22 protein-coding genes are annotated in these 17682 nt (G+C 71.7%); 9 read left to right on the top strand and 13 right to left on the bottom strand.

Features of this window, described 5'->3' with window-relative positions; all coding sequences use genetic code 11:
• Positions 1 to 2: 2 nt before the first annotated feature.
• Positions 3 to 1292, bottom strand: a complete 1290-nt coding sequence (locus ACERZO_RS16450; RefSeq protein ID WP_372665507.1) for a diaminopimelate decarboxylase — start codon at positions 1290 to 1292, stop codon at positions 3 to 5.
• A gap of 82 nt (positions 1293 to 1374) precedes the next feature.
• Between ACERZO_RS16450 and ACERZO_RS16445 the strand changes: the two genes are divergently transcribed.
• The gene (locus ACERZO_RS16445; RefSeq protein ID WP_372665506.1) at positions 1375 to 2268 is read left to right on the top strand and encodes a LysR family transcriptional regulator; all 894 of its coding nucleotides are present in this window, start codon (positions 1375 to 1377) and stop codon (positions 2266 to 2268) included.
• A gap of 172 nt (positions 2269 to 2440) precedes the next feature.
• Complete coding sequence (locus ACERZO_RS16440; RefSeq protein WP_091388895.1) at positions 2441 to 2635, top strand: DUF2630 family protein; 195 nt, start codon at positions 2441 to 2443, stop codon at positions 2633 to 2635.
• Positions 2636 to 2639: 4 nt separating this feature from the next.
• Here ACERZO_RS16440 and ACERZO_RS16435 read toward each other — a convergent pair whose 3' ends face one another.
• From ACERZO_RS16435 to ACERZO_RS16425, 3 genes are read right to left on the bottom strand one after another with little or no spacing between them, the layout of a single operon-like run.
• Positions 2640 to 3758 carry an Rv2629 family ribosome hibernation factor gene (locus ACERZO_RS16435; protein WP_372665505.1) on the bottom strand — a complete coding sequence of 373 codons (1119 nt, stop codon included), beginning with the start codon at positions 3756 to 3758 and terminating at the stop codon, positions 2640 to 2642.
• Positions 3759 to 3794: 36 nt separating this feature from the next.
• Positions 3795 to 4343 (bottom strand): hypothetical protein, encoded by a 549-nt coding sequence (locus ACERZO_RS16430; protein ID WP_372665504.1) that lies wholly within the window; start codon positions 4341 to 4343, stop codon positions 3795 to 3797.
• A 10-nt stretch (positions 4344 to 4353) separates the two neighbouring features.
• The gene (locus tag ACERZO_RS16425) at positions 4354 to 5643 is read right to left on the bottom strand and encodes an NAD(P)/FAD-dependent oxidoreductase (RefSeq protein WP_372665503.1); all 1290 of its coding nucleotides are present in this window, start codon (positions 5641 to 5643) and stop codon (positions 4354 to 4356) included.
• 167 nt (positions 5644 to 5810) lie between these two features.
• On the opposite strand from ACERZO_RS16425, the gene ACERZO_RS16420 reads away from it, so the two are divergent.
• Positions 5811 to 6173 (top strand): STAS domain-containing protein, encoded by a 363-nt coding sequence (locus ACERZO_RS16420; protein ID WP_372665502.1) that lies wholly within the window; start codon positions 5811 to 5813, stop codon positions 6171 to 6173.
• A gap of 39 nt (positions 6174 to 6212) precedes the next feature.
• Here ACERZO_RS16420 and ACERZO_RS16415 read toward each other — a convergent pair whose 3' ends face one another.
• From ACERZO_RS16415 to ACERZO_RS16405, 3 genes are read right to left on the bottom strand one after another with little or no spacing between them, the layout of a single operon-like run.
• Positions 6213 to 6476: a DUF4235 domain-containing protein gene (locus ACERZO_RS16415; RefSeq protein ID WP_372665501.1), complete on the bottom strand. Its 264-nt coding sequence runs from the start codon at positions 6474 to 6476 to the stop codon at positions 6213 to 6215.
• The gene (locus ACERZO_RS16410; protein WP_372665500.1) at positions 6473 to 6781 is read right to left on the bottom strand and encodes a DUF3618 domain-containing protein; all 309 of its coding nucleotides are present in this window, start codon (positions 6779 to 6781) and stop codon (positions 6473 to 6475) included. The genes ACERZO_RS16415 and ACERZO_RS16410 overlap by 4 nt, the downstream gene beginning before the upstream one ends.
• A complete protein-coding gene (locus ACERZO_RS16405; protein WP_372665499.1) occupies positions 6778 to 7191 on the bottom strand; it encodes a phage holin family protein in 414 nt (137 codons plus the stop codon). Before ACERZO_RS16405 ends, ACERZO_RS16410 begins: the two co-directional genes overlap by 4 nt.
• A gap of 129 nt (positions 7192 to 7320) precedes the next feature.
• On the opposite strand from ACERZO_RS16405, the gene ACERZO_RS16400 reads away from it, so the two are divergent.
• The 3 genes from ACERZO_RS16400 (at position 7321) to ACERZO_RS16390 (ending at position 9233) form a co-directional block, all read left to right on the top strand.
• A complete protein-coding gene (locus ACERZO_RS16400) occupies positions 7321 to 7782 on the top strand; it encodes an SRPBCC family protein (RefSeq protein WP_372665498.1) in 462 nt (153 codons plus the stop codon).
• Positions 7783 to 7862: 80 nt separating this feature from the next.
• Positions 7863 to 8696 carry an aldo/keto reductase gene (locus ACERZO_RS16395; protein WP_372665497.1) on the top strand — a complete coding sequence of 278 codons (834 nt, stop codon included), beginning with the start codon at positions 7863 to 7865 and terminating at the stop codon, positions 8694 to 8696.
• A 75-nt stretch (positions 8697 to 8771) separates the two neighbouring features.
• Positions 8772 to 9233: a hypothetical protein gene (locus tag ACERZO_RS16390; protein ID WP_372665496.1), complete on the top strand. Its 462-nt coding sequence runs from the start codon at positions 8772 to 8774 to the stop codon at positions 9231 to 9233.
• 94 nt (positions 9234 to 9327) lie between these two features.
• On the opposite strand, the gene ACERZO_RS16385 is transcribed toward ACERZO_RS16390, so the two are convergent.
• Positions 9328 to 10128, bottom strand: coding sequence for an ANTAR domain-containing protein (locus tag ACERZO_RS16385; protein WP_372665495.1), 801 nt, complete (start codon positions 10126 to 10128; stop codon positions 9328 to 9330).
• Between the two features lie 35 nt (positions 10129 to 10163).
• Positions 10164 to 10724, bottom strand: coding sequence for a hemerythrin domain-containing protein (locus tag ACERZO_RS16380; RefSeq protein WP_372665494.1), 561 nt, complete (start codon positions 10722 to 10724; stop codon positions 10164 to 10166).
• A 124-nt stretch (positions 10725 to 10848) separates the two neighbouring features.
• On the opposite strand from ACERZO_RS16380, the gene ACERZO_RS16375 reads away from it, so the two are divergent.
• Positions 10849 to 12363 (top strand): CYTH and CHAD domain-containing protein, encoded by a 1515-nt coding sequence (locus tag ACERZO_RS16375; protein WP_372665493.1) that lies wholly within the window; start codon positions 10849 to 10851, stop codon positions 12361 to 12363.
• A 96-nt stretch (positions 12364 to 12459) separates the two neighbouring features.
• Here the strand turns inward: ACERZO_RS16375 and ACERZO_RS16370 are convergent, their stop codons facing one another.
• The 3 genes from ACERZO_RS16370 to ACERZO_RS16360 all read right to left on the bottom strand — a co-directional run bounded on the left by ACERZO_RS16370 (position 12460) and on the right by ACERZO_RS16360 (position 14089).
• Positions 12460 to 13251 (bottom strand): SigB/SigF/SigG family RNA polymerase sigma factor, encoded by a 792-nt coding sequence (locus ACERZO_RS16370; RefSeq protein ID WP_372665492.1) that lies wholly within the window; start codon positions 13249 to 13251, stop codon positions 12460 to 12462.
• Positions 13248 to 13697 carry an ATP-binding protein gene (locus ACERZO_RS16365; protein WP_372665491.1) on the bottom strand — a complete coding sequence of 150 codons (450 nt, stop codon included), beginning with the start codon at positions 13695 to 13697 and terminating at the stop codon, positions 13248 to 13250. The genes ACERZO_RS16370 and ACERZO_RS16365 overlap by 4 nt, the downstream gene beginning before the upstream one ends.
• A gap of 62 nt (positions 13698 to 13759) precedes the next feature.
• On the bottom strand, positions 13760 to 14089 hold the full coding sequence (locus ACERZO_RS16360) for a plasmid stabilization protein (protein ID WP_372665490.1): 330 nt from the start codon (positions 14087 to 14089) through the stop codon (positions 13760 to 13762).
• Between the two features lie 120 nt (positions 14090 to 14209).
• On the opposite strand from ACERZO_RS16360, the gene ACERZO_RS16355 reads away from it, so the two are divergent.
• Together ACERZO_RS16355 and ctaD are read left to right on the top strand one after the other, a co-directional pair.
• A complete protein-coding gene (locus tag ACERZO_RS16355; RefSeq protein ID WP_372665489.1) occupies positions 14210 to 15172 on the top strand; it encodes an LLM class F420-dependent oxidoreductase in 963 nt (320 codons plus the stop codon).
• 82 nt (positions 15173 to 15254) lie between these two features.
• Entirely contained in the window at positions 15255 to 17027 is a 1773-nt protein-coding gene (ctaD, locus tag ACERZO_RS16350; protein WP_372665488.1) for an aa3-type cytochrome oxidase subunit I, read from the top strand.
• A 96-nt stretch (positions 17028 to 17123) separates the two neighbouring features.
• Here ctaD and ACERZO_RS16345 read toward each other — a convergent pair whose 3' ends face one another.
• The gene (locus ACERZO_RS16345) at positions 17124 to 17489 is read right to left on the bottom strand and encodes an STAS domain-containing protein (RefSeq protein WP_372665487.1); all 366 of its coding nucleotides are present in this window, start codon (positions 17487 to 17489) and stop codon (positions 17124 to 17126) included.
• Positions 17490 to 17682 lie beyond the last annotated feature (193 nt).

Below are 17682 nucleotides of genomic sequence, written 5' to 3'. Positions count from 1 at the left end.
GATCACGCCTCCGGGAGCGCTCCGACGTATTCGGCGCCCGCGTCCGCGACCAGTTCGGTCAGGGACTGCGCGCGGCGGATCGGCGTGAACTCGACGTCTCCGTTCGCGGACACGGTGAAGCCGTGGACGGCCGGGCGCGGCAGCGTGTTGTAGGCGTAGTGCGCGCCGAAGTAGTAGGCGCCGGTGTCGTGCGCGACGACGAGGTCGCCGGGCTCGAGCAGCGGCAGCGGCCGCTCCTTCGCCAGGAGATCACCCGCGAAGCAGAGTGGCCCGGCGATGTCCTGCGGCACTTCGGGCCCGGTCTTCGGGCGGCCGTGGGCGTCGAGCGCGGTCAGCCGCAGCGGCCAGTGCTCCGGCTGGAGGACCGTACGGGCGGCGACCTGCGCGCCCGCGTGCGTCACGGCGATGGGCCGGCCGCCCGCGACCTTCGTGTACTCGACGGTACTGACGAGGAAGCCGTTCTTCGCCAGCAGGGACCGGCCGAACTCGGTGACGAACGTGTAGTGCCCGTCGGCGAGGGCGGGGACTTTCGCCAGGAGCGTCGTGACGTAGTCGGCGTAGGTGGGGCCCGGGTCCTCGGAGGCGAAGTTCACCGGGAGGCCGCCGCCGAGGTCGATGCTCGTGACCTGCCGGCGTTCGGCGTTGATCTCCTCGGCGAGAGCGTGGACCGCGGCGACGCCGTCGGCCATCAGCTCGGGCGGGCAGCCCTGCGACCCGACGTGGACGTGCAGCCGGGTCAGCCACGGCCTCCGCGCGAACGCTTCGACGATGGCGTTCCGGTTGTCCTGCAAGGGAATGCCGAACTTCGACGTCGAGGTCGCGGTGCTGGTGTCGCCGATCCGGCCGGCGCCGACCTGGGGGTTGATCCGGAGGCCGAGCACCGAGCGCGGGTTCGTCACCAGGTCGTCGAGCCGGGCGAGCTCCTGGAAGTTGTCGGCGTTGATCGCGGTGCCTTCGGCCAGCGCGTGCGCGAGTTCGGCGGTCGTCTTGGCGGGGGAGTCGAGGACGAGCCGGGCGCCGCGCAGGCCGGCGGCTTCGGCGACCGCTGTCTCACCGGGGCTCGCGACCTCGGCGTCGACCCCGAGATCGGCGAGGTAGCGCAGGACGGGTGCGAGGCCGCACGCCTTCGCGGCGACGGTGTGCTGGACGCGCCCGAGCGGCGCGAACGCCTTGGTCAGGTCCTCGACGGCTTCGCGGATCCCGGCGAGGTCGACGAACCCGGCCATGGGGTCGAGGAGGTGCCGATCCGCGGCGGCGGCGAGGGCGTGGAGCTTGCGATCGGTGCGGTTCACGCGCTCCAGTCTTGGACCGCTCCGCGGGAGGGGTCCAAGACTTCGTCCCTCTTGATCCATAGGCCGGCCCTATAGTGGCTGGGTGGACCTGCGCCGTTGGCACTACTTCGCCGTGCTCGCCGAGGAGATGCACTTCACGCGCGCGGCGGCGCGGCTGTTCGTGTCGCAGCCGTCGCTGAGCCAGCAGATCCGGGCGTTCGAGGCGGAGCTGGGGGTGGCGCTGCTGGACCGGTCGGGGCCGCGGTTCGCGCTGACGGAGGCGGGCCGCGTGGCGGCGGCGGAGGCGCGGGAGCTGCTGTCGCGTTTGGACCGCGCCCGCGGCGTGATCGCGGCGGCCGGCCGCGGCGACGCGGGACGGCTGCGGATCGCGTACACGCGTTCGGCACCGGGCCCGCTGGCCGGCGACCTGGTGGCGGCCTACCGGGCGGCATTCCCGGAGGTGGAGCTGGCGTTGGAGACGGGCTGGACGAGCTTGAACCTGGCCCGGCTGTCGGCGGGCGAGATCGACGTGGGCTTCGTGCGGCCGCCGGTGGTTTCCCCGGGCATCGAGGTGGCGGTGGTCGGGTCGGAGGAGGTGCTGATCGCGGTGCCGTCGGGCCACGCACTGGCCCGACGGCGCGGCCGGTTGCGGCGGGCGTGGCTCGCGGCCGAGCCGGTGGTGTTCTGGCCGCGGGAGAACGGGCCAGGGCAGTACGACGCGATCAGCGCGCAGGTATGGCCGGCCGGGGTGCCGCCGATCGTGCGTGAGGAGCCGGAGGACGAGCAGCTGATGCGCGCGGTCGCGGAGGGGGCGGGCATCGCGGCGGTACCGGAGCACCGGGCCCGGGGCTTGAAGCGGCGGGGAGTGGTGTTGCGAAGGTTGGAGGACCCGGTACCGGTGATCGACCTGGGCTTGGCGTGGCGCGCGGGCACGGTGGCGCCGGTGGTGCGGGGGTTCGTGGACCTGGCCCGCGCCCCTTCCGGTCGTCTTGAATGAGTCATTCAGGACCTCCGACGACCTGAATGACTCATTCAAGACAGCGCGGGAGCGGCAGCCCGAGGTACGTGTCGGCGAGCCCGCGCGCTCGCACCAGCTCGGCGACCTCGATCACCCGGGCGAGGGTACCCGCGCGGCGTATGCTCGCGGACGGACAGGAGGGGAACTTCCCATGGCAGGCCACGAAATCACCGACCGCATCGCCGACCTGATCGACGAGGAGCACCGCCTCCGCAAGGGCGCCCTCCACCACGGCGGGCTGACCCCGGAGGAACGCCTCCGGCTCAAGGACCTCGAACACCAGCTCGACGCCGCCGTCGACCTGCTGCACCGCCGGCAGGCGCTGTCGGTCTTCGACGACGACTGACGGCTTACCCGTGGCGCAGGATCGCGCCGAAGCCCTCCCACAGGTCGACGCGCTCGTCCATCACCGCCACCCGCGCGCCGGTCGCCACCGCCGCGAACGGGAGCGCCTCGTCCGCCCGGCGCTCCTCCGGCTCGCTGACCCCCAGCGCCCGCAGACCGGCCTTGCCCACGGCCACCTGCGCCGGGTCCGGGCCGCCGAACACGGCCGTGTCGCTCGGCGAACCCACCAGCAGCGTCTCGACGTTCGCCTCGGTCAGTGCGGTCGTGACCGCCTCCAGGCCGCTGACCGCCAGGCCGTCCTCGCGGCCCGTGCCGGCGCGGAACTGCTCGGCCAGCTCGTCGAGCGCGGCGAGGTGACGCTCGGCCAGCAGTTCGTGCACCTGCCGGTCCAGTTCCTCGCGCGACGAGCCGTCGGCGCGGGTGGCGCCCTCGACCTCGTGGGCGATCCGGCGGACGGCCTCCGGCAGGATCTCGTGCAGGGCCGTGCGGGCCTGCTTCTCCCCGGCGAGGACGACGAGCTGCGCGCCGGACCGCTCCACCGCCTTCGCGACGTGATCGGCCACGGTCGCCAGGTTCCGGCGGGCCGTCTCCTCGGCCGAGTTCTGCATGTGGTGGTGGGACGGGCCGCCGCCCCGGACCTTGTGCACGGGGTGGTCGGCGCCCTCGACCGTTTCGGTGCGGGGCTCGCCGCCGGCGTACTCGGTGATGTCGGCGCCGATGCGGTCGGCCAGGACCACGACGTGGTTCGGGGCTTCTTCGGCGTGGGTCGCCAGCGGCAGCAGGTACGGCAGCGCCGAGAAGCGCACGACCTGCGCCGGCGGCGGGGCGACCAGGCACCGGTCGAGCAGCACCTCGCCGTGCGCGGCGACGATGCTCCGGCCCGCCTTGCCGGCCGGCGGCTCGCTCTCGCGGACCGCTCGCAGGACGGCTTCGATCGTCGCCTGGTCGGCCTGCTGGTCGCTCAGGCCCGCTTCGATCTCCTTCAGCCGGAGTTCGAGGAGCTTTTCGGCGTCTTCGGTGTCGTGCGAGAAGTCGAAGTGGACGGACGCGAACGGCCCGTCCGCGGCGGTCAGGTCGCGCAGCGGCGAGGTGTCCACAGTGGACTCCCTTCCGGATCGGGTCACGGGGTTCGGCCCTCCGGTTACCGCGCGCCCGCGGGGCTAAACGTCGCCGAGCGCCGCGCGCACCGCCGCCACCACGTCCGGGTGGCCGAGCGGCAACGGCGGGGGCACGCGGTCCTCCGGCCCCTCGGTCGTCGAGGCGATCACACGCACCTCCGTGCCCGCTTCACGCAGCTTCGCGACGACGTCGTCGCGTTCGGCCAGCCACTCTTCGTTCGCCTTCGCGGCATCACCGGAAGGCAGGAACGCGTCCGACGCCGGGTCGACCAGGAGCAGGTGCGCGGCGCCGCCCGGGTGGCGTTCGACCAGCTGGAGGGCTTCGGCCGCGAACGGGCCGCTCGCGACGACGGCGATCTCCGGGTCACCGGGCCCGTGGTCGCCCACGAGGTCGTCGGCCTCGGTCAGGGCGCCGCCGGCGGGCACCCGGCACCAGAAGATCCCGCGCTGCTCCGCCAGCGGGCGCCAGGTCGCGGGCAGCTCGTCGTGCCGCGCGGCGCCGGCCGGGTCGAGCACGATGATCTTCGGCCCGGACGGATCGCCCGCGGTCACGACCGACGGGCCTTCGGAACGAGCGGGTTCGGCGGTCATGGAAGTCCTTTCAGCGGCGGGGGAGTTCGGGGGAGTCGGTGTCGAGCGGCACCGAACCGGACCGGACCAGTCCCAATTGGACGGTCTGGCGGCCGGTCAGCCGGTCCAGGACCCAGTCGACCGCCGTGCGGACGCGGTTCCCGGGCATCGCCATCAGGTGGTAGCCGCGCGTGACGGCCTTCGCCGGGAGCCCGGACAGCGGGATGTGCAACGGGTTCGCCGCGGCGGCGCCGGCCCCCAGGTCGACGACGAAGCCGAGGTCGTGGTGGCGGTAGGTGCCGGGGCGGCCGTAGCCGAGCGACGCCGCGACGTTGCGCCCGGCGAGCTTGCCCTGCCGCTCGGCGTGCTGCGCGGTCATCGCGGTGTACTCGCCGGGCCGGGTGAGGTCGGGCACCGCGGCGGCGTCACCGCAGGCGAAGACGTCGTCGCGCCCGGGCACGGCCAGCTGCTCGGTGACCACGAGCCTGCCCTTGGCGGTTTCCAGCCCGAGGTCGGCGACCAGCGGGTCCGGCCGCACGCCGACGCACCACACGAGCGTGTGGGTCGGCACCGGCTCGCCGGTGGTCAGCGTGACGCCCTTGGCGTCGGCGTGGTCGACGGAGGTCTTCATCAGCACCTCGACCCCGCGGGCGCGCAGCACCTCGTCGGCGGTCCGGCCGAGCCGCTTGCCCAGCTCGGGCAGCACGCGCTCGGCGACGTCGAGCAGCAGCCAGCGGATCTTCTGCCCGGCCAGCTCGGGGTGGCGCCGGGCGAGGGCCTCGGTGAACGCGGGCCCCTGCGCAGCGACCTCCGTACCGGTGTAGCCGGCGCCGACGACCACGAACGTGCAGCGCGCGTCGCGTTCGGCGGGGTCCTCGGCCGCCGCGGCGAGCTCGATCTGGCGCGTGATGTGGTCACGCAGGTAGAGCGCCTCGGGCACGCCGCGGAAGCCGTGCGCGCACTCCGGCACGCCCGGGATCGGCAACAGCTTGTTGACGCTGCCCGCGGCGAGCACCACCCGGTCGTAGCGGATCCGGTGCTCGCGGTCCTCCGGATCGGTGTAGCAGACCTCGTGGGCGTCGAAGTCGACGCCGGTCGCCTTGCCGAGCACGAGCCGCACGCCCGGCAGCGTCTCCGGGATCGACACCGTCACCCGCCGCGGGTCGAGGATCCCGGCCGCCACCTCGGGCAGCAGGGGCAGGTAGAGGAAGTAGTCCGTGGGGTTGAGCACGACCACTTCGACGTCTTCGCCGGCGGTCTTCCGCAGGCTCTTGGCCGCGTGGTAGCCGGCGAACCCGCCGCCGACGATCACGACACGCATGGGTCTCCTTCCGGGCCGGATTTCCGTCCTCGGCGGTTACCCGAGGTGGTGGCGAGGAAACCCGCGGGGTTGACCTGGGGGCCCAGGGGCGTACGGTCAGGGTGTTGGCTGTTGTTCAGACTCACGTGCTCCGGTCAGCGCCCCTGCACGCTGCGATAGGGAGCGCCATGTACTTCCGCACGATCGACGAGCCGTCCGGCTTGACCTTCACCACCACCACGAGGCCCGGCGACGTCCGCGTCATCACGCTGGTGGGTGACATCGACGCCGCCACGGCCGGCACCCTCGACGAAGCTCTCGCCACCGGCGAGCGGCTCGTCGTCGACCTGACCCGCGTCGCCTTCCTCAGCTGCGCCGGCGTCCGGTCGCTGCTCGAGGCGAACACCCGCGCCGACGTCGCCGTCGTCACCGGCGGCCACGCCGTCACCCGTTCGCTGGAGGCCACCGGCGCGGACCTGCTGCTGACGATCCACCCCCGCGTCGGCGCGGCGATCGCCGAGCTGACCCCGTTGCCCGGCCGGGAGGCGTGACCGCCCGGCGGTCCCGCCTCCCGCCGTCCACAATGGACGTCAGTCGTCCGGCCAGTCGCCGGTGGCCTTCTGGTAGCCCACGGCACCCGCCCGCTCGGTGGCGGCCTTGACGGCGGCGAAGATCGCGCCCTGCACCGCCGCCGCGATGATCACCTGCTGCCAGGTGTAGTCGCGGTCGGTGGCGTCGGGCGCGTCCTCTTCGCCGGCCACGCGCTTCCAGACCTGCTTGAACGCCTGGCCGGCGAGGACGCCGCCGAGGGCGCCGACGATCCAGCTCAGCGGCTTGTACAGGACCTTGTTCACGAGTCGTTCCTCCGTCGCAGGATCAGCCGGATCAGGATCACCAGGCCCAGCACGCCGGCGAAGACCGGCAGCGGGTTGCTCCGGACGACGTCGGCGCCCTGGCGGAACTTGACCGCCGTCGGCTCGTTCGTCACGTCGGCGACCTTCGCGGTCGCGTGGTCCAGCTTTTCGTCGACGCTCTCCTTGACCCGGGTCTTCACGTCGAGCTTCTGCCCGAGCGCTTCCAGCGTCTCGGTCAGCTCCTCCCGGGTGGTGTCCCGGTCGAGCCGGGCCTCTTCGGCGTTCTTCGGGAAGTCCCCGCTCATGTGTGCACTCCCTGCTTCACCGTGTCCACGTCCTGGCGGACCCCGCTGATGGCTTCTTCGGGCACCGGCGGCACGCCCTGCGTGACTTCCTTCTTGCCGATCAGCGCGGCCACACCGGCGATCAGGAACAGCACGACCGCGACGATCACCGCGGCCAGCCAGCCGGGCACGACCAGCGCCAGCGCCAGCACGGCGGCCGCGACCAGCGTGCCCGCGCCGAACAACGCGAACAGGCCCGCCGCGCCGAACAGCCCGGCGCCCACGCCCATCTTCTTGCCCTTGCGCTGCAGTTCGAACACCGCGAGCCGCATCTCGTCCCGGACGAGCCGCTTGACCTCGTCGGTCAGGTCCGTCACCAGTTCACCGACCGAGCGGTCGGCCGCCGGCTTCTTGTTCACTTCTTCGATCACGGAACACCTCCTTGCCTGGCCGCCGTGTACCCGGGCCGGCGCGGGATCAACCACGCCGGGTTTGACCCGGGTGGCACCGGGTAGCCGATTCGGCGACACACCGACGAGCCCACCGACGAGGAGGAGTGCATGAGCACGATCACCGAAATCGTGGACGTGGAGGTCCCCGTTTCGACCGCGTACAACCAGTGGACGCAGTTCGAGGAGTTCCCGCGGTTCATGGAGGGCGTCGAAGAGATCCGCCAGGTCGACGCCACCCACACCCACTGGGTGACGAGGTTCGGTGGCGTGACGCGCGAGTTCGACGCGACGATCACCGAACAGCACCCCGACGAGCGGGTCGCCTGGACGTCCGACTCCGGTCCGGACCACGCCGGCGTGATCACGTTCCACCGGCTCGACGACTCCCACACGCGGGTCACCGCCCAGATGGACATCGACCCGGAGGGCTTCGCCGAAAACGTGGCGGACAAGCTCGGCGTCCTCGACCGCCGGGTGAAGGGCGATCTCAAGCGGTTCAAGGAGTTCATCGAACACCGCGGCGGCGAGACCGGCGCGTGGCGCGGTGACGTGGACCGCCCGGGCACTTAGTTCACACGATCGAGTGACACGGCGGGGCGGGTTCCGTCCCGCCGTGTTTTGTGCTCCGAACCCTCGGGTAGGTCGCAAGCATGACGACCACCGACGTCCCGGCCGTGGAACTGAACAACGGCGTGCGGATCCCGCAGTTCGGGTTCGGCGTGTTCCAGATCCCGCCGGAGGACACCGCCCAAGCCGTGCGCACCGCGCTGGACGCGGGGTACCGCCACATCGACACGGCGCAGATGTACCGGAACGAAGAAGGCGTCGGCGCCGGGATCGCGGAGTCCGGGCTCGCGCGCGAAGACGTGTTCGTCACGACGAAGCTGGCGAACGACGCGCACGGGCACGACAACGCGATCACCGCGCTCGAAGGCAGCCTGCGGCGCCTCGGTTTCGACTACGTCGATCTCTACCTGATCCACTGGCCGTTGCCGCACAAGGACAACTACGTCCGGACGTGGCAGGGCTTCGAGGACATCCTGCGGGCCGGCAAGGCCCGCGCCATCGGCGTGTCGAACTTCCAGCCCGCGCACCTCGACCGGCTCGCCGAAGAGACCGGAACCGTGCCCGCGGTCAACCAGATCGAGCTGCACCCGGCGCTGCAGCAGAACGAACTGCGCGAGTACCACCGGGCGCACGGGATCGCGACCGAAGCGTGGAGCCCGTTGGCCCAGGCCGAAGTCCTCGAAGACCCGGTGTTGAAGGAACTCGCCGAGAAGCACGGCCGGACGGCCGCGCAGGTGGTGCTCCGCTGGCACATCCAGCTCGGGAACATCGTCTTCCCGAAGTCGTCGTCGCCGGAGCGGATCCGGCAGAACATCGACGTCTTCGGCTTCGAGCTCGACGACGAGGACATGGCGGCGATCGGCAAGCTCGACGACGGTCACCGCACCGGGCCGGACCCGGAAACCTTCACGGGGTGACCACGGCGTTTCCCTCCGCGACCGGCCGGGTATTCCCCTCCAAGAGGTCCCCACCAGGAGAAGGAGCGTCCCGGCATGACCACGAACGCGTACCTGTCGTTCCTCGCGATCGGCGTTGCGCTGGTCCTGATCGACGGGCAGATCATCTACCGCAGCGGCCGCCGCTACCTGGAGAACTCCTACGGCGACCCGGCGGCCGGCGCTTCGATGACCCGCCTGGTCACCGTGTTGTTCCACCTGGCCACGCTGGGTGTGCTGGCGCTGATCTCCACGATCGACATGGGCGGCAGCGACCTCCCGGGCGTCGTGGGGCGGCTGGGCGTGCTGCTGCTGATCCTCGCGATCGCCCACGCCATCACTCTCGCGGTCCTGGCCCGCATCCGCGGCGAGCAGGAGGTGGAGGCGGTGGTCCAGCGCCGGCAGCCGCGGGTGGATCCCGAGCCGCAGGCGACGGTGACCCCAGTGCCCGGCCAGGACGGCCGGTACCCGGCCGCCAGCCCGTCGCTGGAGAACCGGGCCCCGTACTCGGCCCAGTAGCCCAGCGCCCCAAGGCGGCCTTCGTTGCGTCTCACGCACCGAAGGCCGCTTTGGTTGCGTCTCACGCACCGAAGGCCACATTGGGGCGCTCGGGTCAGCGCTCGGCTACCGGGAGATCGATCTCGGTGTGCCGGGTGGCGAGCGTCAGCGCCAGGTCCGCCAGCTTGACGTTCAGGTCCTGCGACGCGCGGCGCAGCACGTCGAACGCTTCGTCGGCGGTGATGCCGCGCCGCTGCATCAGGATGCCCTTCGCCTGGCCGATCACGTCCCGGCTCTCCACCGCGCGGCGCAGGTGCTCCCGCTCCAGCTCGGCCGCCGCGACGGCCTCGGTGTGCGCCAGCGCCAAAGACGCGTGGGTCGCGAGCAGGAGCGCCAGGTCGGTGGAACGGCTGTCGAACGCGCCCGGCCGGCTCGAGTAGATGTTGAGCGCGCCCGAGAGGCGGGGCGGGCGGGCGTCCGGCAGCAGCGCCGTCGCGAGCACCGAGTGGTAGCCGAGCCCGGCCGCGCCGGGGCCGAACGACGGCCAGCGCGGCTCGTGGGCGAGGTCCTGGGACCAGCCGATCGCCGGGCCGGCCGGCCGGGCCGACTCGACGCACGGTCCTTCGTCGTGGTCGTACTGCAGCTGGTCCAGCCGCACCGCGACCGGGTCGGTCTCGACCGGGGTGTGATAGGTGCCGTCGGGCTCGCGGAGGGTGACGCTGACCAGGTCGGCGCCGGGGACGAGCGCGCTCGCGGCGCCGACGACCAGCCGCAGGACGCCGCCGACGGTGGGGGTCACGTCGAGCAGCAGGCGGGTGAGGTCGGCGAACTGCCGCGTCAGCGGACCGGCCGGCGGCTCGCCGTCCTGCCCGAACCGGGCCCGGTCGCGCGCCCATTCGTCTTCGTCGATGCTCATGCCCGCCGTGGTCCTCCTTCGGTGCCGGCCTCCATTCAACCCGATGCCGGCGTCCGCCCGCCCGGCGCTCGACCGGGCGAGTCCGCGGCCCGGCGGAGTGCGTCCCGCGCCCGGTCGACGAAGCCCGGCCCCGGCCACAGCTGATCCACCTGCGGCACCCGGTCGGACAGGTCCGGGTGCGGCACCGTCGCCGCGGCGTCCCGGGCCGCGAGAACCTCCTTGCCCAGCTCGGCCCGCCGCTCGGGCGAGCACGTGAGCCGGACCTGGCGCACCGCGGCCGGGCCCTCGTCGTGGACGTGCCGCCGGACCGCGCGGATCAGCCCGCCCAGCAGCCGCTCGAACCGGGTCTCCTGCGGTCCCGCGCCCTCCAGCTGCCGCATCAGGCCGTCCGCCTCGGCGAGCGCGCCGTCGCCGTCGAGGAAGGACTCCTCGGCGACGGCGTGGCGGACCAGCTCCGCGATGAGGTGGTCGGCGAGGTCCTTGCGGTTCTCCGGGCTGCCCTGGCCGAGCTCCAGTTCGGTGCACAGGCGGTCCAGCTCCCGGTGGTCGCCGGCGAGGACGGTGGTCAGGTCGGTTGCGGGCTGGCTGCCGTTCATGCACGCTCCTGGTCCGGGCTCGGGGGTCACGTCCGGGATACCCGCTGCTCGCGCGGCGAATCCCGTGTCGGGCCGCCGCGCGCCGGGTATCCGTGGGGTGAACCGGTCCCAAGGGAGGATGATCATGGCAGCGCCGTCGTCGGTGACCGAGCGCGAGCGCAAGTACGAGATCGTCGCGGGCAGCGGGGTGCCGAGGCTCGTCGGCGTCGCCGGGGTCACGACGCAGGACGATCCGGTCGAGCAGATCCTCGACGCGTCCTACTACGACACCGAGACCTTCCGGCTGGCCCGGAGCGGCATCACGCTGCGTCGGCGCGTCGGCGGGCACGACGCGGGCTGGCACCTCAAGCTGCCGGTCTCCGCCGACGAACGGCAGGAGATCCAGCTGCCCCTGGGCGGCGACCCGAACAAGATCCCCGGCCGGCTGCGCCGGCTCGTGCGCGCGTTCACGCTGGGCGAGAAGCTGGTGCCGATAGCGCACTTGCGCACCGACCGGTTCGCCCACCGCCTGGCCGACGGCGAGGGCCGGACGGTCGCGACGCTCACCGACGACCACGTCACCGGCGAGGCCGGCGGCGAGAGCGCGCGGCTCGACGAGTGGCGCGAGCTGGAGCTGGAGCTGGAACCCGAGACCGACCCCGGCCGGCTCGTCGAGTTCGACCGGGCGCTGGCCGAAGCCGGCGCCTCGGCCTCGCCGTGGCCGTCGAAGCTGCGGCGCCTCATCGGCGACCGCGTCCCGGCGCCGCCGCGCGGCCGCAAGAAGCCGACGGCGGGCGACGTCGTGCTGGCCTCGCTGCGCGACCACTACGCCCGCCTGCGGCGCGCCGACGTCGGGGTGCGGCTGGACGTCGAAGACTCCGTGCACCAGATGCGCGTCGCGACCCGGAAGCTGCGCAGCGCGCTGCGGACGTTCGGGTCCATTGTGGACAAGGACACGACCGCGCCGCTCGCGGCCGAGCTGAAGTGGCTCGGGCAGCAGCTCGCCCCGGCGCGGGACACCGAGGTCACCGAGCAGCGGTTGCGCGAGCGGCTCGACGACGTCCCGCCGGAGCTGGTGTTCGGGCCGCTGCGCCAGTACCTCACCCGCTACTTCGCCCGGGAGGCCGAGGAGGGGCGGACCCAGGTGATGGCGACCCTCACCGGCAAGCGGTACCTGAACCTGCTGCGTGCGCTGGACACCGTGGTCGAGGAACCGCCGCTGACCGGCCGGGCGCGCAAGCCCGCGAAGGCCGCGTTGCGCAAACCGGTCCGCAAGGCCGCGAAGAAGCTGCGTCGCGCCGAAGCGGCGGCGAGCGGCCAGGACGGCCACGAGCTGGAGACCGCGCTGCACGACGTCCGCAAGAAGGCCAAGCGGGCCCGCTACGCCGCCGACACGGTGAAACCGGTCTACGGCAAGAAGCTGCGCGCCTGGCGCAAGAACGTCAAGGCCGTCCAGAGCACGCTGGGCGAGCACCAGGACACCGTGGTCGGCCGGGATGTCCTGCACCACCTGACCGTCGCCGGGCACGGCGAAGGGCAGAACACCTTCACGTTCGGGATGCTGTACGCGCGTGACGCCGCGGCGGCCGACGAGCTGCGCGAGCGGTTCGCGGGGGAGTGGCGGCAGCTGCGCAAGGGCGACCGGCCGGGCTGGCTCTGAGCAGCACGGCAACGTCTTGAATGAGTCATTCAGGACCGGGGAGGTCCTGAATGACTCATTCAAGACAGAAGAAAGGGGAGCGGGAGCCGGCGGGCGTCAGCCTTCGCCGGTGAGCTTCCCGCGGAGCTGCTCCAGCGTCTGCGACAGCAGGCGGGAGACGTGCATCTGGGAGATCCCGACGCGGTCGGCGATCTGCGTCTGCGTCAGCCCGCCGAAGAACCGCATCACGAGGATCGCGCGTTCCCGCTTGGGCAGTTCCTGCAGCAGCGGCTGGAGGGCTTCGTGGTTCTCGACCATGGCCATCTCGTGGTCGGGTTCGCCCATCGTGTCCGCCAGCGACAGCGCCTCGGCGTCGTCGTGCACCGGCTTGTCGACCGACAGGGCCTGGTAGGCGTTGCCGGCCACCAGTCCTTCGCGGACCTCTTCGACGTCCAGGTTGAGGTGCTCGGCCAGCTCGGTCGGCGTCGGGGCGCGGCCGAGGCGCTGCGACAGCACCGCCGAGCCCTGGCTCAGGGACAGGTGTAGCTCCTTGAGCCGCCGTGGGACCCGCACCGACCAGCCGGTGTCGCGGAAGTGCCGCCGCACCTCGCCCATGATCGTCGGCACGGCGAAGGACAGGAAGTCGTGGCCCCGGGTGGGGTCGAACCGGTCGACGGCGTTGATCAGGCCGATCCGCGCCACCTGCACCAGGTCTTCCCGGGGCTCGCCGCGCCCGGAGAAGCGGGTCGCGATGTGCTCGGCCAGCGGCAGGAGCTCGGTCACCAGCTTGCTCCGGACCGCCTCCCGCCGCGGGTCGCCGTCGTCGAGGGTCCCCAGCTCCTCGAACAGCGGTTCGCAATGGGCGTATTCGTCCGGGCGGTGGAGGAGGGTTTTCCGCTCGCCGCTCACGCGCTCGTTCCCGGGTTCAGCACCAGCTCGATCGTGACGATGCCCGCGCCTCCACCGGGAAGGACGTCGCAGTGCGCGGTCACCGACCGGCTCAGCGTGGTGAGCACGTGCCAGCCGAACGTGCGGTCGCTGGGCGGCCGCGCGTCGCTCGACCGGGTGGAGACGACGACGTGCAGGCCGTCCTCCTTCTGCACGAACCGGCAGTGCAGCTGGGAGCCGAGCTCGGCCAGCTGGACGAGCTGCGCGCAGGCCTCGTCGACGGCCATCTTCGCGTCGGCGATGGCGTCCAGCCCGAAGTCCGCGCGCGAGACGACGCCGTGCGTGAGCATGCGGACCAGCGGGATCTGCTCCGCCATGGCGGGCAGGCGCAGCTCCACCGGCTCTTCGAGCAGCTCGTCCAACGTCGGCTTGCCGCCGTGCGAGCTGCCGCTTCGTGTTTCTTCCATGCGGGAGGTACTACCCATCTGGGGGAATGGTGACACTTGCTGATCAGGTGTTTCCGGTTTCGTCACCGGCCCAGCGCCCGTTCGAGTTCCTTCTTGGTCATCGTCGAGCGGCCGTTGATGTTCCGCTTCTTCGCTTCGTTGTACAGCTGGTCCTTGGTCGGGCCGCCGGGACCTTTGCGGTTGCCGGAGCGCTCACCGCCGCGCTTCTGCGGCGACTTGTCCTTGACCGACGTCTTGCTGGCCTGCCGGGACTCGCCCGACTGCGCGCGGTTCTTGTTCACGGTCCGGGCGGCGATCTCCTTGGCCCGTTTCGTGCTGGCCCCGCGGTCCTCGGCCGAGTCCTTGACGTGCTCATATTGCCGTTCGCGCTTGGCGCTCCACGACTGGGGCATGGCACACTCCCTTCTCTTCGCGGGCGGGATACCCGGTTGATCACCCGGTAAACCCCCGCGACGGTCGGTTACCCGCGCCACCGGGCGGGTACGCGGGGAGCTGACCGAGAGGAGGCGCCGATGAAGATCGGCTACACGCTGATGACCGAGCAGGCCGGCCCGAACGACCTGGTCCGGTTCGCCGCCGGTGCGGAACAGGCCGGCTTCGACTTCGAGGTCATGAGCGACCACTACTCGCCCTGGCTGGACGAGCAGGGGCACGCGCCCTACGCCTGGAGCGTGCTCGGCGCGGTCACCCAGAGCACCGAGCGCGTCGAGCTGATGACCTACGTGACCTGCCCGACCATGCGGTACCACCCGGCGGTCGTGGCGCAGAAGGCCGCGACGATCCAGGCGCTCTCGGGCGGCCGGTTCACCCTCGGGCTCGGCGCGGGGGAGAACCTCAACGAGCACGTCGTCGGCCGCGGCTGGCCGCCGGCGAACGTGCGGCACGACATGCTCGCCGAGGCCCTGCAGATCATCGGCGGCCTGTTCGACGGCGGCTACTTCGACTACGAGGGCAAGCACTTCCGCGTCGACTCCGCGAAGCTGTGGGACCTGCCGGAGCGGCGGACGCCGATCGGCGTCGCGGTGTCCGGTGCGCAGTCGGTCCGGCGGTTCGCCCCGGTCGCCGACGCGATGATCGCCGTCGAGCCGAAGGCCGAGCTGGCGAGCGAGTGGGACGCGACGAAGCCCGGGCCGCCGAGCCGCAAGATCGGGCAGATGCCCGTGTCCTGGGGCACCGACCGCGACGCGGCCGTGAAGCGCGCCCACGAGCAGTTCCGCTGGTTCGCGGGCGGTTGGAAGGTCAACGCCGAGCTGCCGGGCCCGGCCGGGTTCGCCGGCGCCACGCAGTTCGTCCGGGAGGACGACGTCGCCGGGTCGATCCCGTGCGGCCCGGACGTCGAGCCGATCGTCGAGGGCCTGCGCGAGTTCGAGAAGGCCGGTTTCACCGACGTCGCCCTGGTCCAGATCGGCGGCGACCAGCAGGACGGCTTCCTCGACTTCGCCGAAAAGGAGCTGCTCCCGGCCCTGCGGAGCTAGTTTCACCCGTCCGGGGGAACGCGGTGCACGGTCATCAGGAGTAGTACGCGGTTACGGGACAGTCCGGCGACAGGAGTTGCGGATGACCGAGGTGAAGCCGGCACCGAGCCTGCGGGCGGTGCCCCTGGCGGTGGCGCGGCGGGGACCGAAGGGCGGGACGCTGCTCGCCCTGTTCCGGACCACCGACCCGAAGCAGATCGGCCTGCTGTACCTGACGACGTCGTTCGCCTTCTTCATGGCGGGCGGCGCGATGGCGCTGCTGATGCGGGGCGAGCTGGCCCGGCCGGGGCTGCAGTTCCTCTCGCCGGAGCAGTACAACCAGCTGTTCACCATGCACGGCACGATCATGCTGCTGCTCTACGCCACCCCGAACCTGTTCGGGTTCGCCAACTACATCCTGCCGCTGCAGATCGGCGCGCCCGACGTCGCGTTCCCCCGGCTCAACGCGTTCGCCTACTGGCTCTACCTGTTCGGCGGGCTGATCGTGATCAGCTCGTTCCTCACCCCGGGCGGCGCGCCCGACTTCGGCTGGACGGCCTACACGCCGCTGTCCAACGCGATCCATTCGCCCGGCATCGGCGGCGACCTGTGGATCATGGGCCTGATCGTGTCCGGGCTCGGCACCATCCTCGGCGGGGTCAACATGGTGACCACGGTCGTCTGCCTGCGCGCGCCCGGGATGACGATGTGGCGGATGCCGATCTTCACCTGGAACATCCTGTTCACCGCCGTGCTCATCCTGCTGGCGTTCCCGATCCTCACCGCCGCGCTGTTCGGCCTGGAGGCGGATCGCCGGCTCGGGGCGCACGTGTTCGACCCCGAAAACGGCGGGGCGATCATGTTCCAGCACCTGTTCTGGTTCTTCGGCCACCCCGAGGTCTACATCGTCGCCCTGCCGTACTTCGGGATCGTCACCGAGATCGTCCCGGTCTTCAGCCGGAAACCGCTCTACGGCTATCGGCTGATGGTGTTCGCGACCGTCGCGATCACCGGGCTGTCGGCGGTCGTCTGGGCGCACCACATGTTCGCTACGGGCGCGGTGCTGCTGCCGTTCTTCTCGATCATGACGTTCTTCATCGCGGTGCCGACCGGGATCAAGTTCTTCAACTGGATCGGCACGATGTGGAAGGGGCACCTGACCTTCGAGACGCCGATGCTGTGGTCGGTCGGGTTCATGGTGACGTTCCTGTTCGGCGGCCTCACCGGCGTCATCCTGGCGTCGCCGCCGCTGGACTTCCACGTCACCGACTCCTACTTCGTCGTCGCCCACTTCCACTACGTCCTGTTCGGCACGATCGTGTTCGCGACGTTCGCCGGGATCTACTTCTGGTTCCCGAAGATGACCGGCCGGATGCTCGACGAGGGCCTCGGCAAGTGGCACTTCTGGACGACGTTCATCGGGTTCCACACGACGTTCCTGATCCAGCACTGGCTGGGCGACGAGGGCATGCCCCGCCGGTACGCGGACTACCTGACCTCGGACGGCTTCACGACGCTGAACACGATCTCGACGATCGGCGCGTTCATCCTCGGCGCGTCGACGCTGCCGTTCATCTGGAACGTCGTGAAGAGCTACCGCTACGGCGAGCAGGTATTGGTCGACGACCCGTGGGGCTTCGGCAACAGCCTCGAATGGGCGACGACGTGCCCGCCGCCGCGCCACAACTTCCTGGACCTGCCGCGGATCCGCTCCGAGCGGCCCGCCTTCGAGCTGCACCGCCCGGAGGCGGTGGAGCGGATGAAGGAGGAGCGGCACGTCCGGTCGAAGCGGGCCAAGGCGAAGGTGCTGGACCCGGGCGCCGACCCGGCCGGGTCCCGGGAAGGCCACGCGGGCACGGCGGGCTCGTCCCGCTGACCCGACGGGTGCCCGCCCGGACGTCTTGAATGACTCATTCAGGTCGCCGGAGGTCTTGAATGACTCATTCAGGGCACCCGAGAGGCGGGCCGGGGCTCAAGCCGGTGCGGGCTCGGGCCGGGCGGCCGAGATCGCCAGCCGCTGATCGGCCCCGGTCACCTCGAGCGCGCGCCGGACCGTGGGGCTCGGGCCGATGTCCACCAGCAGCTCCGTGCCGTTCTGCTCGGCCTGCAGGGCCGCGTGCAGCAGCACCCGGATCCCGGCCACGCCGAGGAAGTCCACTTCGGACAGATCGAGGACGAGCCGCTCCGGGACCGCGCGGAGGCGGTCGGACAGCAGGGTGGCGAGGTCCGCCGCCGTCGCCGTGTCGAGGGCTCCGCGGGCGGTGACCAGCACCGCGTGCGGGGCGGGCCACGTCGCGCGCAGCCGGAGTGCGGGATTGCGGGGTCGGGGGATCTTCATGCCGGTTCGCCGCCGTCCTGGGGTGCGCGGCACTCTTGCCGCGCTCGAGGGTGTGCCGAGGCCGGCTGCTGTGCTGAACCGTCATCCGAGCGTAACCCCGTTCGGAGCAGCCGCAACCGGCGTTGCTCCGAACGGGCGCGTGCCGTGCCACGGGCGGTGACCGCTTGCGCCTGGGGTAACCGGGATGCAGTAA

The organism is Amycolatopsis kentuckyensis, from assembly GCF_041679295.1.
Classification (GTDB): domain Bacteria; phylum Actinomycetota; class Actinomycetes; order Mycobacteriales; family Pseudonocardiaceae; genus Amycolatopsis; species Amycolatopsis kentuckyensis_A.
Note: the sequence above shows the minus strand (reverse complement) of the source record. Positions and strands in the feature narration are given on the sequence as shown.

Excerpts from the sequence above, each read along its gene's own strand:
- ACERZO_RS16440 (WP_091388895.1), top strand. The coding sequence starts at position 2,441 with ATGGCAGGCCACGAAATCACCGACCGCATCGCCGACCTGATCGACGAG.
- ACERZO_RS16430 (WP_372665504.1), bottom strand. The coding sequence starts at position 4,343 with ATGACCGCCGAACCCGCTCGTTCCGAAGGCCCGTCGGTCGTGACCGCG.
- ACERZO_RS16425 (WP_372665503.1), bottom strand. The coding sequence starts at position 5,643 with ATGCGTGTCGTGATCGTCGGCGGCGGGTTCGCCGGCTACCACGCGGCC.
- ACERZO_RS16420 (WP_372665502.1), top strand. The coding sequence starts at position 5,811 with ATGTACTTCCGCACGATCGACGAGCCGTCCGGCTTGACCTTCACCACC.
- ACERZO_RS16410 (WP_372665500.1), bottom strand. The coding sequence starts at position 6,781 with ATGAGCGGGGACTTCCCGAAGAACGCCGAAGAGGCCCGGCTCGACCGG.
- ACERZO_RS16400 (WP_372665498.1), top strand. The coding sequence starts at position 7,321 with ATGAGCACGATCACCGAAATCGTGGACGTGGAGGTCCCCGTTTCGACC.
- ACERZO_RS16395 (WP_372665497.1), top strand. The coding sequence starts at position 7,863 with ATGACGACCACCGACGTCCCGGCCGTGGAACTGAACAACGGCGTGCGG.
- ACERZO_RS16390 (WP_372665496.1), top strand. The coding sequence starts at position 8,772 with ATGACCACGAACGCGTACCTGTCGTTCCTCGCGATCGGCGTTGCGCTG.
- ACERZO_RS16385 (WP_372665495.1), bottom strand. The coding sequence starts at position 10,128 with ATGAGCATCGACGAAGACGAATGGGCGCGCGACCGGGCCCGGTTCGGG.
- ACERZO_RS16380 (WP_372665494.1), bottom strand. The coding sequence starts at position 10,724 with ATGAACGGCAGCCAGCCCGCAACCGACCTGACCACCGTCCTCGCCGGC.
- ACERZO_RS16375 (WP_372665493.1), top strand. The coding sequence starts at position 10,849 with ATGGCAGCGCCGTCGTCGGTGACCGAGCGCGAGCGCAAGTACGAGATC.
- ACERZO_RS16365 (WP_372665491.1), bottom strand. The coding sequence starts at position 13,697 with ATGGAAGAAACACGAAGCGGCAGCTCGCACGGCGGCAAGCCGACGTTG.
- ACERZO_RS16360 (WP_372665490.1), bottom strand. The coding sequence starts at position 14,089 with ATGCCCCAGTCGTGGAGCGCCAAGCGCGAACGGCAATATGAGCACGTC.
- ACERZO_RS16355 (WP_372665489.1), top strand. The coding sequence starts at position 14,210 with ATGAAGATCGGCTACACGCTGATGACCGAGCAGGCCGGCCCGAACGAC.
- ctaD (WP_372665488.1), top strand. The coding sequence starts at position 15,255 with ATGACCGAGGTGAAGCCGGCACCGAGCCTGCGGGCGGTGCCCCTGGCG.
- ACERZO_RS16345 (WP_372665487.1), bottom strand. The coding sequence starts at position 17,489 with ATGAAGATCCCCCGACCCCGCAATCCCGCACTCCGGCTGCGCGCGACG.